Raw genomic sequence first — 12,834 nt, 5'->3', positions numbered from 1 at the left:
AGTTCGCTCACATACGAAACAGGCCGAAGCGCGTCTCCTCGATCGGCGCCTTCAGCGCGAAAGATAGGGCGAGAGCGATGGTTCGTCTCGTGTCGAGCGGATCGATGACGCCATCGTCCCAAAGCCGCGCGCTCGAATAGAGCGGCAGGCTTTGGCGCTCATATTGTTCGCGGATGGGGCGGGCGAATTCTTCTTCCTCGGCCGCCGAAAATTCCTTCTTGCGTTTCTCCATGGCTTCCCGCTTGACGCGGGTCAGCACGCTCGCCGCCTGCTCGCCGCCCATGACGCCGATGCGCGCGCCGGGCCACATCCACAGGAATCGCGGTGAATAAGCGCGTCCGCACATCGCGTAATTGCCGGCGCCAAAGCTGCCGCCGACGATGATCGAGAGCTTCGGAACCGCTGCCGTCGCCACCGCCGTCACCATTTTCGCGCCTTCCTTGGCGACCCCCGCGCTTTCATATTTCGCGCCGACGATGAAGCCGGTGGTATTGTGCAGGAAGAGCAGCGGCGTTTTGCGCCGCGCGCATAGTTCGACGAAATGCGCACCTTTTTGCGCGCTCTCGGGAAACAACACGCCATTATTGGCGACGATCCCGACCGGATAGCCATGGATATGCGCGAAACCCGTCACCAGCGACGCGCCATAGAGCTTGCGGAATTCGTCGAATTCGCTGGCGTCGACGAGGCGCGCGATCACTTCGCGGATGTCGAACTGCTTTCGCGGGTCCTGCGGCAGCAGGCCGTAGATTTCGGCTGGGTCGTAATAAGGCTCCGCAGGCTGCCTCACCGCAACCTTCACGGTCCCCGCAGGGCCGAGATTGCCGACGATGTCCCGCGCGATCTCCAAGGCATGCGCGTCATTCTCAGCACAATGATCGGCGACGCCCGAACGTCGGCAATGCACCTCTGCGCCGCCGAGCTCCTCGGCGCTCACGACCTCGCCGGTCGCCGCCTTGACGAGCGGCGGCCCCGCCAGAAAGATCGCGCCTTGATTGCGGACGATGATGGCTTCGTCGCACATCGCCGGCACATAGGCGCCGCCGGCCGTGCACGAACCCATGACGATCGCGATCTGCGCAATGCCCCGCGCGGACATCGTCGCCTGATTAAAGAAAATGCGGCCGAAATGATCCCGGTCGGGAAAAACCTCCTCCTGGCTCGTCAGATTGGCGCCGCCGGAGTCGACAAGATAGAGGCAGGGCAAATCGTTTTGGGCCGCGATCTCCTGGGCGCGCAGATGTTTCTTGACGGTTAAGGGAAAGTAGACGCCGCCTTTGACCGTGGCGTCATTGGCCACGATCATGCATTCGCGCCCGCGCACCCGTCCAATGCCGGCGACGACCCCAGCCGCCGCGACACGCCCGTCATACATGCCATGCGCGGCGAAGGGCGCGATTTCGAGAAAGGGCGACAGAGGATCAATGAGTGCGTCGATGCGCTGACGCGCCAGCATTTTCCCGCGCGCGAGATGGCGCTTGCGCGCCGCCTCGTCGCCGCCGAGCCGAATCTCCCCGGCAATCCGCTTCAGCTCCGCGACCCGCTCGGCCATGAATTGGTAATTCTTCGCGTATTCCGCGTCCTTCGAATTCACAAGGCTGTCGAGACGGGGCATGTGCTCAATCCAAGGTCAGGCCGTCTCCTGAAAGAGTTCGCGCCCGATCAACATGCGCCGGATTTCGCTTGTTCCGGCGCCAATCTCGTAAAGCTTGGCGTCGCGCAGCAATCGGCCGGTCGGATAGTCATTCATATAGCCGTTGCCGCCGAGGCATTGAATCGCTTCCAGCGTCATCCATGTCGCGCGCTCGGCCGCGAATAATATTGCGCTCGCGGCGTCCTTTCGCGCCACGCGGCCGCGATCGCACGCCTTGGCGACGGCATATACATAGGCGCGTGTCGCCATGACCGCGGTATACATGTCGGCGAGCTTGCCCTGCATCAGCTCGAACTCGCCGATCGGGTGACCGAACTGCTTGCGTTCATGCACATAGGGCAGCACGACATCCATACAGGCCTGCATGATTCCCAGAGGTCCGCCGGCAAGCACCGCGCGCTCGTAATCCAGGCCGCTCATCAGCACATTCACGCCGCGTTCGGGCAGCCCCAGCACGTTTTCTTCCGGAACCTCGCAATCCTCGAACAGGAGTTCGCAGGTGTTGGAGCCGCGCATGCCGAGCTTGTCGAGCTTGGCGCCAGAAGAAAAGCCTCGGAATCCCCGCTCGACGATAAAGGCGGTGATGCCATGTGGCCCTGCGCCAGGGTCCGTCTTGGCGTAGACGATCACGACATCGGCGTCGGGACCATTGGTCACCCACATTTTGCTGCCGTTGAGTAGGTAACGATCGCCGCGCTTGATCGCGCTGAGCCTCATGTCGGTGACGTCGGACCCAGCGCCGGGCTCCGACATCGCCAGAGCCCCGACGTGATGGCCAGCGACAAGGTTCGGCAGATAGCGCTGCTTCTGTTCTTCGGAGCCGTTGCGGTGAATTTGGTTGACGCAAAGATTGGAATGCGCCCCGTAGGACAAGCCCACCGAAGCCGAAGCGCGGCTGATTTCCTCCATGGCGAGGACATGTTCGAGATAGCCCATTCCCGACCCGCCGTAGCGCTCGTGAACGGTCAGTCCCAGCGCGCCGAGCGCGCCGAGCTTGGGCCAAAGGTCCGAAGGGAAGGCGTTTTGCGCATCGATCTGCTGGGCCAGCGGCGCAATTTCCGCAGTCGCGAAGGCTTCAGTCGCGCTACGCACGCGATCGGCGACGTCGCCGAGATCGAAGTCGAAGGTAGGCGTCCAGTGGCGCATGCGCATCTCCGATGGCGCACGGGGATAGAGCCTATATTTTCTCGCGCCGACGAAGTTTCAAGCTGCGGCAGGGCTGAGTCGATTACCGGGTGCGGCCGGGCTGGGCGTCAAGCACCTGCTGATCGACCGAGAGGGCGAGCGTGCCGAAATTCGTCTCGAACATGCGGACGAGCCGTTCCGCCATCTGGTTAAAATCCTCGCGCGACGACCAGGTCTGGACCGGATCGAGCATTTTCTTATCAACGCCCGCCGCAGACGCCGGCACGCTCAAACCAAATGACTGATCAGTCCGGAAGTCGCCTTGCGCGAGGGAGCCGTCCAGCGCGCCCTGCAGCAGCGCGCGGGTCGCCGCGATCGGCATCCGGCGCCCGACGCCGTAAGGACCGCCGGACCAGCCGGTATTGACCAGCCAGCAGTTCGCTTGGCTGGTCAAAATGAAGTCCCGCAGCAGGTCGGCGTATTCGGTCGGCCGACGCGGCATGAAGGGCGCCCCGAAGCAGGCGGAGAAGGTCGCTTGTGGCTCCTTGACGCCGCGCTCCGTCCCCGCGACTTTGGCGGTATAGCCCGAGAGAAAATGGTACATGGCCTGCGCGGGGGTCAATCGGGCGATCGGCGGCAGGACGCCAAAGGCGTCGCAGGTCAGCATCACGATATTGCGCGGATGGCCAGCGCGGCGAGTGGCCGAAGCATTGGGAATATAGCCGAGCGGATAGGCGATCCGCGTATTTTCGGTTTTCGAATCGTCGTCGAAATCGAACCCGCCGGCGCACGGATCGTACGAGACATTTTCGAGGATCGCGCCGCGTCGATGCGACGCCGCAAAAATATCGGGCTCGGAGTGCTGCGACAGGCGAATCGCCTTGGCGTAACAGCCGCCTTCAAAATTGAAGAGGCCGCTTTCGTCCCATCCATGCTCGTCGTCGCCGATCAGGCTGCGCGCCGGATCGGCGGACAGAGTCGTCTTGCCGGTCCCGGAGAGCCCGAAGAACACCGCCGACCCGTCGTCGCCGTCATTGACGGCGCAGTGCATCGGCAGCACGCCTTTCGCAGGCAGAACATAATTAAGATAGGTGAAGATCGATTTCTTGATCTCGCCGGCGTATTGCGTGCCGCCGATCAAGACGACGCCTCTTGAAAAATCGATCGCGATCACCGTGCCGGAACGACAGCCGTGGCGCGAGGGGTCCGCCTGAAATGACGGGAGATCCAGTACCGTCAATTCCGGTTCGAAGCTTTGGGAGGCGCCGTCGGCCGGAACGAAGAGATGCCGCGCAAAGAGCGCGTGCCAGGCAAATTCGGTGAAAACGCGAATGTTGAGCTGATGCGTCGGGGTCGCGCAGGCGTGAAGGTCCTGAGCGAAGAGGCTCATCCGACGCGCATGCGCGGCCATGTCGTCGTAAAGCCGATCGAATTGCGCGGGCGTTATCGGCTGATTGTTGTCCCACCAGATGGTCTGGTCGGTCAGCGCGTCGCAAACGATGAATTTGTCCTTCGGCGAACGGCCCGTGTGAAGGCCCGTTTCAACCACAAGCCCGCCAGTCGAAGCCGCAAGTCCCTCGCCGCGCCGTAGGGCTTCGTCGTAAAGCTCCCTCTCCTCGCAATTGCGACGCGCCCGAGCGGAAAGGTCCAGGTCGTCAAAAGCTGAAATCCCGACGTCATCCGCCCGCCACATCGCCGCGTTCGCCATGCTGAATTTTCCTCGCCGGCCGCTGAATGCAAGATGAATCGCATATAAGCGCCGGATAAGCGCAAGCGCTTTCAAGAAATAAAGCGTGGATGACTCGATTCAAGGCGCAGTGGGACGCGCCAGGACGTAGAGTTAAGGCGGCGTGAACACGATCCTGCACAGCAAGCGAACGACATAGGCGATCAAAGCGACGCCTAAGCTAGCCGCGAATCAGGTTTTCGATAAAAATCCACGAAGGCGCGGCGCCGGCGCTGAAGTTTGAAGCAGTCGAGTTTAAAGGAGCGCCGCCGCGCTTATGCCTGACCGCGCACGAGCGCCGGCTAACCCAGCTCGGAAACGCGCACAAATAACCAGTAGACGCCGAAGCAGGCGATGATCGCCGAGCAGAGCTTGACCAGCAGCGGACTGCGCCGCCCATGGCTGAACATCTTGTCGGCCAAGAGCAGCAAGGGGAGGACGATCAGCACGACGCCAATCTGACCGACCTCGACGCCGATATTGAAGCTCGCCAAAGCCGGCACGATGGCGCGCTGGGGCACGCCGAGTTCGATGAGGCCGCTTGCGAAGCCGAAGCCATGGATAAAGCCGAAGGCGAAAGTATCATGCCAGCGCCCGTCGACCCTTCGCGAAAAGAAATTCTCGACCGCGACATAGATGATCGTGAGCGCGATCGCGATCTCCACCCAATGGCTCGGCAGATTGACGAGTTCCAGCGCCGCGAGCGACAGCGTCACCGAATGCGACACCGTGAAAGCCGTCACGATCTTGACGACCGGCCAGATGCGCGTCGCCCACAGCATCACGGCGATCAGGAAGCACAAATGATCATAGCCGGTCATGATATGCTCGACGCCGGCCGAGAAGAATTTCGGCGCGAGCTGCCAGGGCGTCAGCAGCGGCTTGGAAAGATCGATCATCGGATCGCCGGGATAGATCATGACCTGTCCGGGCGCCGGCTCCCGGCCCATGCGCTGCGCCTCGGTCAGATTGGATTCGTCGCGCTTCTCGCCGATGCTGACGAGATGTTTCGCCCGTGGCCCCTGCGCTTCGAGAAGTCTCGCGGGGTTGTAATAGATCTGCCCCTGAACGGCGCTGCAATCCATTTGCAGCACGACTTTCGAGTCATAAGGATTTGTGGGGTCTTCGCCGACCGAAACGACCGCGCTCGGACAGGTTTGACCCTCCGCATTCTGCAGATCGACTCGTTGCTGAATGAACTTGCCGATCATCCCTTCGATGACGCCCGGCTCGGTCAGATCGACGTCGCTCTTCGGCTTGTTCTCGGCGAACATGCGCTCGATGTCGGTCCCCAGAAAGCCCACCTCGACGCGATAATGTCCCTGCCCTTCCGGCACGATGCGGCTGCTGGAAATATCCGCCGTATGGGCGTGGGCCGCCGACGCAGTCGCGATAAACGCCAAAACCGCCGTCAGCGCACGAATTGGCGACCACATCATTGGGGCGCTCCCTTGACGCGCCGCGAGCCCGCGGCGTATGCACTTTATTTAAAAGTTGCATACCCGGAGAGAGGGACAAGCTCAAGTCGGCCGGTCGCGCATCGCAATCCATAGCGCGTCGTCCGGATGGCGTCGCCGGTCGGGTCTATGACAATATAAAATGCCGGTCGCGCAGCCCCAACATACTCTTTGCTCGCGAGCCGGCCGGCAATGGCTATTGGACTTCGCTGGATGAGGACGAGCGCATACGCAGGATTTTGGATTTTCGCCAGTCGGCGGTCGCGCATTCCATCATTCGTCGGGGCGTTCCTCTTGACCGCAGCGATGTCCGCAAGCGCGGCGGCGAGCAAAACTGACTCGGATATCTCGCCAACCAGGCGCGATCAGCAACTCGGCGCCGCTCCGGCGATTGAACTCACCGGTCCCTTTCGCCCGCCTCGAGAATCTTCGCAGCCGGCGATGATGCTGGCGCACGCCATCGTCGTCCGCACCTCCCCGGCGCAAGGCGGCGTCGGCGCCGAGGATATCGGAAAGGTGGACGTGTGGTATGACGCCGGCATTCGCGACGCCTTCGCCGCCCTGGCGGTCGTGAGCGCCGCGGGCGAAAGAGTCGACAAGCGCGACGCGGCGATCGACAGCGCCGATCCGAGCCATGTCTCGGTAAGCGTCAATCGCTTGACTCCCGGCAAATATACCGTTCGCTATCGGGCGCTATCCGCAGACGGCCATCTCGTCAGCGGCGCGTGGGAATTCGAGGTGCGCCCTTGAGGCTCGCGACGGCGGGCGATGGGCGGTCAAAAGAACAATGCGAAAATTGCTCTTCGGCATAAGAATAGGGAAGCGCAGGCGATGAGTCCGGGACGTCTGAACTTACTGGTATTCGCGGGCATCGTTCTGCTCATCGGCGTCAACGGCGCGGCGTTTTCTTATCGCCTATGGCTTCCGGCGCTCAATCAATATGTCGCCGACTTTTGGAAGGCGCATACGCTGAAACCGGCGGAGAAGGCCGGCGACCGCACGATTGCGGAATGTCTTGGCGTCAGCGATTTCTACTCGGTGCACCTCACGACCTATTTCCTGCCGGATTCCGAAGAGAGCGCCGGCGGCGCGACCGACGATCTGAGCAAATATGACGAATATTGCGATCGTGTGCCGGGAACGGGAAAGGTGATTTTTTCCGTCACGCTCATGGAAAAGGAAGCGAGAAACGAATCCGTCGCGCTGTCTTTTTATCAGGTTGAATCCGACGGCGGCCTCAAACAGATCAGCGCCATGCCGGCCCGGCCGAGCTCAGGCGGCTTTATCACTTTGGAATCGACCGTCGCGCACAAAGGAAAATATTTGCTCAAGCTTACTTTCGGCGAGGCGAAAAACGCCGAGGACACGATCGAGATGCCGATCTTGGTCGGGCAATGAGCAAGACGCGCAAAGCGAACAGGCGCGATTTCTCGCTATTTCGCGCGCCGTCGCGCGCGGCGCCTTTGTCGCCACCTTAAAAAGCCTGTGACGTAAAGCGCCAGCGGCGTCAGCCCGACAAATAAAACGATCGAACGTCCCATCGCGCCGAAAGCTTCGCCCGAATGCAGCGGGAAAAGCCATTCGAGAAATGTCTCGCCGGCGGTGAAGCCATTGCGATCTTGGACATGGAGAATTTTGCCGCTGTACTGATCGACGCCGACATTTCGGTTTGTTTTGGTTTGGTTCGGTTCATCGTCCGATTGCTTGCCCACGACATAAACGCCGCTTGGCGCGCTGGGCAGAAGAATCCAGTGGAGCCTTCCGTCTGGAAAGATTTTGTCGGCGGCGGCAACAGCCGCATTTACGCCGATCGGCGACTGGCCTGGAAGCGGCGTCGATTTCCCGAATTCAGGATCTGGACGCACGGGAGAAAACAAAGCCGTCGCCGACCGCGTCGCCGGCTTGAAGATCATCGCGGCGCCGGTGAACAGCGTGACCAGCAAAATAGCGGCGCAATATATGCCGACGCTCCGGTGCACGTCGAAGACGAGCCGTTCGGCGCTGGCGCCCCATTTGATTTTCAAGCCCAGTCGCCAGTCGCCAGTGAGCGGGAACCACAGATAAAGTCCGATCAGGATGGAAATGAATACGAGTATGGCGAGCGAGCCCAGCACATAGGCGTTGTTGACTCCAAGCAGCAGCGTCCAATGAAAGGTCATGATGATCGGGATGAGCGGCTGCGAAAACGTCCTGTCGCCATGTTGATAAATCCGCCGCCCCAGGACCTTCGCGGTGTAGGGGTCGACGAACAGCTGATAAACGTCAGTTTCGAGATCGTCCGTCTCGACCATATAGGTGATTGCCGCGGCCGATCCCGGTTGGCGCGGCATGGTCAGTCTTTCCGCCTTGCCGTCGGCCGGCATCGCCGCAACAGCGGCGCCGAGAATTTCGTCGGGCGAGCGGTAAGAGGCCTTTGCCGGCGTATCGACGCGCATGATCGCGGCGTTCAGCATTTCGTCGATATTTTCGCGAAACGCGAGAATGGCGCCGCTCAGCCCGACGATTACGAACACCGCCCCAACGAAAAGGCCAATGGTTCGATGAATCTGCAAAAAGACTTTGCGTGCGACGTCGCGTCGCCGGCCGATGCGCGACGGCGACGCCGCCCCCTCGGGGCCGGCTTCGAACGTTCTCTCAACCATCGCGCTAGCTTCAGTCCGCCGGCGCGTTCGCGCCTCTTCGCACCCAATCCCACCGGTTTCGGGCGACCTTGTCAACCGAAGCTGCGGCGCTCAGCGATGCACGGAGTTCGGCGACGGCGCATGCTTAGCGATGACGTCACTTCCTCTCTCGCCGTCGCTCAATGAGCAAATACACGGCTCCGCCAATCGCGATAATTGCCCAGGTCGCGACCGCGAGGAGCCATGTTTGTCCGCTCCACATTTCGCCTTCCCGCGAGCTGCGGCCTCAAGTCGCGCGCCTGTTTGGCGGAGGTCCGCAACGCTTTCCAGCGTTCCCGCCGGCGCGCGGAACTTGCGGCGACTTGATGGTCACGCCGCCAAAGTATGAAAAATATAAGATAGCATCATACCGAAATTGTCAAGGAATTCCGCTCCGGCCTCGGGGTTTATCGAGCACGCGCCGCAAAATCCGCGAGGAAACTGCATCGCGCGTGATCCGCGAATTGCTTCGACTCCCGCGAAGTTCTCCTGTAGTTGCCATTATCTTCAGCTATTGCGGGCGCCATCCTCGAGAAGGCTTCCGAGAGCCTTTGAGAAGAGTCAAAAAGAAGTGGAGGAAAAATGAAAAAGGATGTCTGCAAGGGAGCAACCTTGGCGATCGCCGCTGTTTCAATCGTTCTGGCCGGCGCCGCGGCGCCCGCCAAGGCCGCCTCAACCGGCAAGGTGCATTGCCTGAGCGCCAACAGTTGCAAGGGCAAGGCCGATTGTCATTCGCCAAAGAACGCCTGCAAGGGCATGAATTCCTGCAAGGGCCAGGGCTGGATCTTCATGGAGTCCGACGCCGCCTGCGAAGCGGCGGGCGGGAAGGTTCTCGACTGATCCGTACGAGCTTTACGAAAGGAGCGCGCTCCGGTCCGAGCCATTTGGTCCGTGGTCTAGGTTCGGGCGTTCATAGCGGCGATCTTGCCGGGCCGAAATCGCCGCTAATTTAAGTCCTGTCTTTGGCATAAAGGACGGGAGACAGCCCATGTCGACAATGATCCAGCGCTCGACTTATCGTGAGCGCGCCGCTTTTGGCTTGATCGACGACATCGGCGGCGTCGCGACGGTCCTTCTCGCGGTCTTCGGGTTGGCGGGTCTCTATGCGCCGATCCTGGCGGCAATCGCGACAATCCTTTTCGGCGTCGCGCTCTTGGTGCAGGGAAGAGCGCTACTCGCGCAATATACTCAGGCTTCGGTTGAGGTCGCCGCGAAGACCCCGTTCATCGACTCCGCCGCAGCAGTCCGTTTCGCCGTCATTCTGCTCGGCGCCGGCGGCGCTGCGCTCGGCGTGCTGGCGTTGCTCGACGTGAACTCGGCCGTGCTGACGCCAATCGCATCAATCATATTCGGGGCGGGACTCGTCTTGAGCAGCGCCTCTGCATGGCATCTCAACGCCGTCAGACGCGCGGCCGCAACAGGCGAATCGAGCGCAAGAGACATGCTCGCCAATCAATTGGCGTTAGATTCATTTGGCGTTCAGACCTTTGCAGGATTGACCGCGATGATCCTTGGCGTTCTTGCCACGTTGGGCGTGACCTACGACCTTACATTCAACCTCGTTGCGTTGCTCATTCTCGGCTCGGCGCTGATCCTCAAAGGAAGCAGCCTCAACGCTATCCTTCTCAGTTTTATGCATCAGGTTTGACAGCGGATGAGCGCGACGCCGACGCCGAGACCGCCGCAATCGCGTTGATCGGGCTTGACTGAGTGAATCCGACCCTAATTGGAGTTGCGCGTTGTCCCGCCAAGAAGCGACACCGCAAGCGTGGAGATGATGCCATGTCCCTTACCTCTCGTCGAGAATCGGCATATCGCGAAACTGCGGCCTATGGCGGCCTTGCAGACGCAATCGGCGGTCTAGCCACTGTCGTCATCGCCATCGTGGGCCTTGCAGGCGTGAACGCGCCGACGATGGCCGCAATCGACACGATCGTTTTTGGCGCCGCGCTGCTGATTCTGGCGGGAACCATGCTGTCGGAATACGCTCGCATCATCTTCCCGGCCGGCGCAACGGCTTCCCAGGTTGAGGCGTTTGGCGGCAGTAGCCTGTCCGTCGTTTTCCTCGCCGGCGTCGCCGGCATTGTTTTAGGCGTTCTCTCATTGCTGGGCATCGAGCCTTTTGTATTGATCCCAATCTCAACCATCGCCTTTGGGTCCGCTTTGCTCCTCAGCAGCAATGCCGTGTGGCAGTTGCGCGCGCTCAGCCAAGAATCGTCGAGAGCCAAAGGCGGAGCTAAACTGTCAAGCGGCGAAATTCTCGCGAGCGAAATGGCCTTCGGCTCGGCCGGCGTTCAGGCGCTGTCGGGCTTGGCCGTGATCGTGCTCGCCGTTCTTGCGTTGGTCGGGGTCGCGAATGATCTGACTTTGAATCTTGTTGCGCTGCTTGCGCTTGGCGCCACAATCGTCTTTACGGGCGGCAGTCTGAGCGCGACATTACTCAACTTTATGCGCACGCCGTGAATGAGCGTCGATGAGCGGCGGCCACAACAGGTCGCCGATTATCGATGGAACACGGCGATCGCCAATAAGAGCGCGAGCAACACGCAGAGCGTCTGCCAGAAAATGACAGGGTTGCGTTCGTAAAGAGACTTCTTGCGCGGCGTGAGCGGCTGCGCGCGCGCTGAACCGTTCTCGAGTTCGAAGGCAAATTCCAATACGTCGCCAAAACGATCGCGGCGCTCGACTCCGATCGCTTTAAGGATCGCCGCGTCGAGCCAGGCGGGAAGATCGGGCCTCTTTTGGGCGAGCGGCAGGGGTTTCGCGAAACGCGGTCTGCTGAAAGGCTCGATTTCGCCGTAAGGGTAGCCGCGGCTGAACATGCGATAGACCGTCACCCCGAAGGCGAATAGATCGGATGCTTCATCGCCGGCGGCGCCGTCGAACAGCTCCGGCGCCATATAGCTCGGCGTGCCGGGCGCATGCGCTTCCGGCAAATTCTCAAGATGCTCCGCGCGACAGACGCCGAGATCGACGAGCCGCAGCCCGCCGTCCTTCAGCAGGATGACATTGTCCGGCTTGATATCGCGATGGATGACGCCGGAGCGATGCAGGGTTGCGATGGCGCGCGACAGGCGCGCCGCGATCGAGACGCCTTCGGCAAGGTCGATTCGCGGCTCGCGTCGCAGCCGCCCTTCGAGAGTCTCTCCATCGTAAAAGGGCATGACCGAATAGAGCCGGCTTTGTCGGCCGGGGAGCAGTTCAATGACTTCGCCGACGAACGGACTTCTCACCCGCGCCGCGACCCACGCTTCGTTGACAAAGGCCATTCGGTAGGAGTCGTCGTCGGCGACGCGCGGATGCGGAAACTTCAGCACGACCGATTTTCCGTTCTGCAGATCGGTCGCCCGCATCAGTCGGCTGTAACGACCTTCCGACAGAAGCGCGTCAATTCGAAAATCGTCGACCACATCTCCCATCGACGGCAATTCTCGAATCGGCAGGCCCGCAAAGGCGCGCGACAAGGCTTGCTCGTCGGCAGGCGGCATATCGACGACGTCGACGACAAGCGCCGTGACATTGTCGTTGCTGCCCAATTCCAGCGCCGCTTCAACGATCCTCTCGGAAGTTTCCTGCGGCGCGCGCCGTTCAGCGAGAAGAGCACTGAGCCTGCCGTCAGGCAAGACGCCGTGTACGCCATCCGAACACAGCAGAAATCGATCATGGAGATTGAGACTGTGCAGCCCATGATCGAACAGCAGCGCATCCTCGAAACCAACGGCGCGACGCAGCACATGCGCGAAATCGCCCTGGCCGAAGGTATGATCCTTGGTCAATCTTTCGATTCCATCGCCGGCCAGTCGATAGATGCGCGTGTCGCCGACATGTAGGATGAAGGCGCTGCGGCGCGACAGGATCAGCGCGCTGAATGTCGTCGCCATTCCTTCGAGAGCAGGGTCGACTCTCGACTGAGCCGCGATCCAGCCATTCGCCGCTTCCAGCGAGCGGGCGGCGGCGCGCGCGACGCCCAAAGTCTCCGGTTGCGCATAATAGCCGTCGATGAAGGCGCGCACTGTCGTTTCAGCAGCCGCGCGTCCGCCTTTGTGACCGCCGACGCCGTCGGCGACGGCGGCGACGACGCCTGGCAAGGCGCCGCCGCCGCAGGGACCGAAGCAAAGGGCGACATAGTCCTGATTGTCAGGCCGCCGGCCCTTTTGCGTCGCAAAGCCCGCTTCGACTTGTAAATCATGAACGACGCGGACTGACACGCAG

11 protein-coding genes are annotated in these 12,834 nt (G+C 61.2%); 5 read left to right on the top strand and 6 right to left on the bottom strand.

What is annotated here, in order from left to right:
* Nucleotides 1-7 precede the first annotated feature (7 nt).
* From AB7I51_RS08635 to AB7I51_RS08620, 4 genes are all read right to left on the bottom strand, one after another.
* On the bottom strand, nucleotides 8-1,615 hold the full coding sequence (locus AB7I51_RS08635) for a carboxyl transferase domain-containing protein (RefSeq protein WP_428404686.1): 1,608 nt from the start codon (nucleotides 1,613-1,615) through the stop codon (nucleotides 8-10).
* Between the two features lie 15 nt (nucleotides 1,616-1,630).
* Nucleotides 1,631-2,800, bottom strand: coding sequence for an isovaleryl-CoA dehydrogenase (locus tag AB7I51_RS08630; protein ID WP_428404685.1), 1,170 nt, complete (start codon nucleotides 2,798-2,800; stop codon nucleotides 1,631-1,633).
* A gap of 82 nt (nucleotides 2,801-2,882) precedes the next feature.
* The gene (locus tag AB7I51_RS08625; RefSeq protein ID WP_428404684.1) at nucleotides 2,883-4,487 is read right to left on the bottom strand and encodes a phosphoenolpyruvate carboxykinase; all 1,605 of its coding nucleotides are present in this window, start codon (nucleotides 4,485-4,487) and stop codon (nucleotides 2,883-2,885) included.
* 320 nt (nucleotides 4,488-4,807) lie between these two features.
* The gene (locus AB7I51_RS08620; RefSeq protein WP_428404691.1) at nucleotides 4,808-5,941 is read right to left on the bottom strand and encodes a HupE/UreJ family protein; all 1,134 of its coding nucleotides are present in this window, start codon (nucleotides 5,939-5,941) and stop codon (nucleotides 4,808-4,810) included.
* 315 nt (nucleotides 5,942-6,256) lie between these two features.
* Between AB7I51_RS08620 and AB7I51_RS08615 the strand changes: the two genes are divergently transcribed.
* Entirely contained in the window at nucleotides 6,257-6,712 is a 456-nt protein-coding gene (locus tag AB7I51_RS08615) for a copper resistance CopC family protein (protein WP_428404683.1), read from the top strand.
* Nucleotides 6,713-6,793: 81 nt separating this feature from the next.
* Entirely contained in the window at nucleotides 6,794-7,360 is a 567-nt protein-coding gene (locus tag AB7I51_RS08610; protein ID WP_428404682.1) for a hypothetical protein, read from the top strand.
* 35 nt (nucleotides 7,361-7,395) lie between these two features.
* Here the strand turns inward: AB7I51_RS08610 and AB7I51_RS08605 are convergent, their stop codons facing one another.
* The gene (locus AB7I51_RS08605) at nucleotides 7,396-8,604 is read right to left on the bottom strand and encodes a PepSY-associated TM helix domain-containing protein (protein ID WP_428404681.1); all 1,209 of its coding nucleotides are present in this window, start codon (nucleotides 8,602-8,604) and stop codon (nucleotides 7,396-7,398) included.
* Between the two features lie 600 nt (nucleotides 8,605-9,204).
* Between AB7I51_RS08605 and AB7I51_RS08600 the strand changes: the two genes are divergently transcribed.
* The 3 genes from AB7I51_RS08600 (at nucleotide 9,205) to AB7I51_RS08590 (ending at nucleotide 11,085) form a co-directional block, all read left to right on the top strand.
* On the top strand, nucleotides 9,205-9,462 hold the full coding sequence (locus tag AB7I51_RS08600) for a hypothetical protein (RefSeq protein WP_428404680.1): 258 nt from the start codon (nucleotides 9,205-9,207) through the stop codon (nucleotides 9,460-9,462).
* 148 nt (nucleotides 9,463-9,610) lie between these two features.
* Nucleotides 9,611-10,270, top strand: a complete 660-nt coding sequence (locus AB7I51_RS08595) for a hypothetical protein (protein ID WP_428404679.1) — start codon at nucleotides 9,611-9,613, stop codon at nucleotides 10,268-10,270.
* Between the two features lie 134 nt (nucleotides 10,271-10,404).
* Entirely contained in the window at nucleotides 10,405-11,085 is a 681-nt protein-coding gene (locus tag AB7I51_RS08590) for a hypothetical protein (protein ID WP_428404678.1), read from the top strand.
* Between the two features lie 38 nt (nucleotides 11,086-11,123).
* Here AB7I51_RS08590 and AB7I51_RS08585 read toward each other — a convergent pair whose 3' ends face one another.
* Nucleotides 11,124-12,830 (bottom strand): protein kinase domain-containing protein, encoded by a 1,707-nt coding sequence (locus AB7I51_RS08585; protein ID WP_428404677.1) that lies wholly within the window; start codon nucleotides 12,828-12,830, stop codon nucleotides 11,124-11,126.
* Between the last annotated feature and the right edge of the window lie 4 nt (nucleotides 12,831-12,834).

The sequence above is a fragment of the Methylocystis sp. genome, assembly GCF_050246715.1.
Classification (GTDB): Bacteria; Pseudomonadota; Alphaproteobacteria; order Rhizobiales; family Beijerinckiaceae; genus Methylocystis.
Note: the sequence above shows the minus strand (reverse complement) of the source record. Positions and strands in the feature narration are given on the sequence as shown.

Coding starts and splice junctions, on each gene's coding strand:
- AB7I51_RS08595 (WP_428404679.1), top strand. CDS start 9,611: ATGTCGACAATGATCCAGCGCTCGACTTATCGTGAGCGCGCCGCTTTT.
- AB7I51_RS08635 (WP_428404686.1), bottom strand. CDS start 1,615: ATGCCCCGTCTCGACAGCCTTGTGAATTCGAAGGACGCGGAATACGCG.
- AB7I51_RS08600 (WP_428404680.1), top strand. CDS start 9,205: ATGAAAAAGGATGTCTGCAAGGGAGCAACCTTGGCGATCGCCGCTGTT.
- AB7I51_RS08590 (WP_428404678.1), top strand. CDS start 10,405: ATGTCCCTTACCTCTCGTCGAGAATCGGCATATCGCGAAACTGCGGCC.
- AB7I51_RS08605 (WP_428404681.1), bottom strand. CDS start 8,604: ATGGTTGAGAGAACGTTCGAAGCCGGCCCCGAGGGGGCGGCGTCGCCG.
- AB7I51_RS08620 (WP_428404691.1), bottom strand. CDS start 5,941: ATGTGGTCGCCAATTCGTGCGCTGACGGCGGTTTTGGCGTTTATCGCG.
- AB7I51_RS08610 (WP_428404682.1), top strand. CDS start 6,794: ATGAGTCCGGGACGTCTGAACTTACTGGTATTCGCGGGCATCGTTCTG.
- AB7I51_RS08625 (WP_428404684.1), bottom strand. CDS start 4,487: ATGGCGAACGCGGCGATGTGGCGGGCGGATGACGTCGGGATTTCAGCT.
- AB7I51_RS08630 (WP_428404685.1), bottom strand. CDS start 2,800: ATGCGCCACTGGACGCCTACCTTCGACTTCGATCTCGGCGACGTCGCC.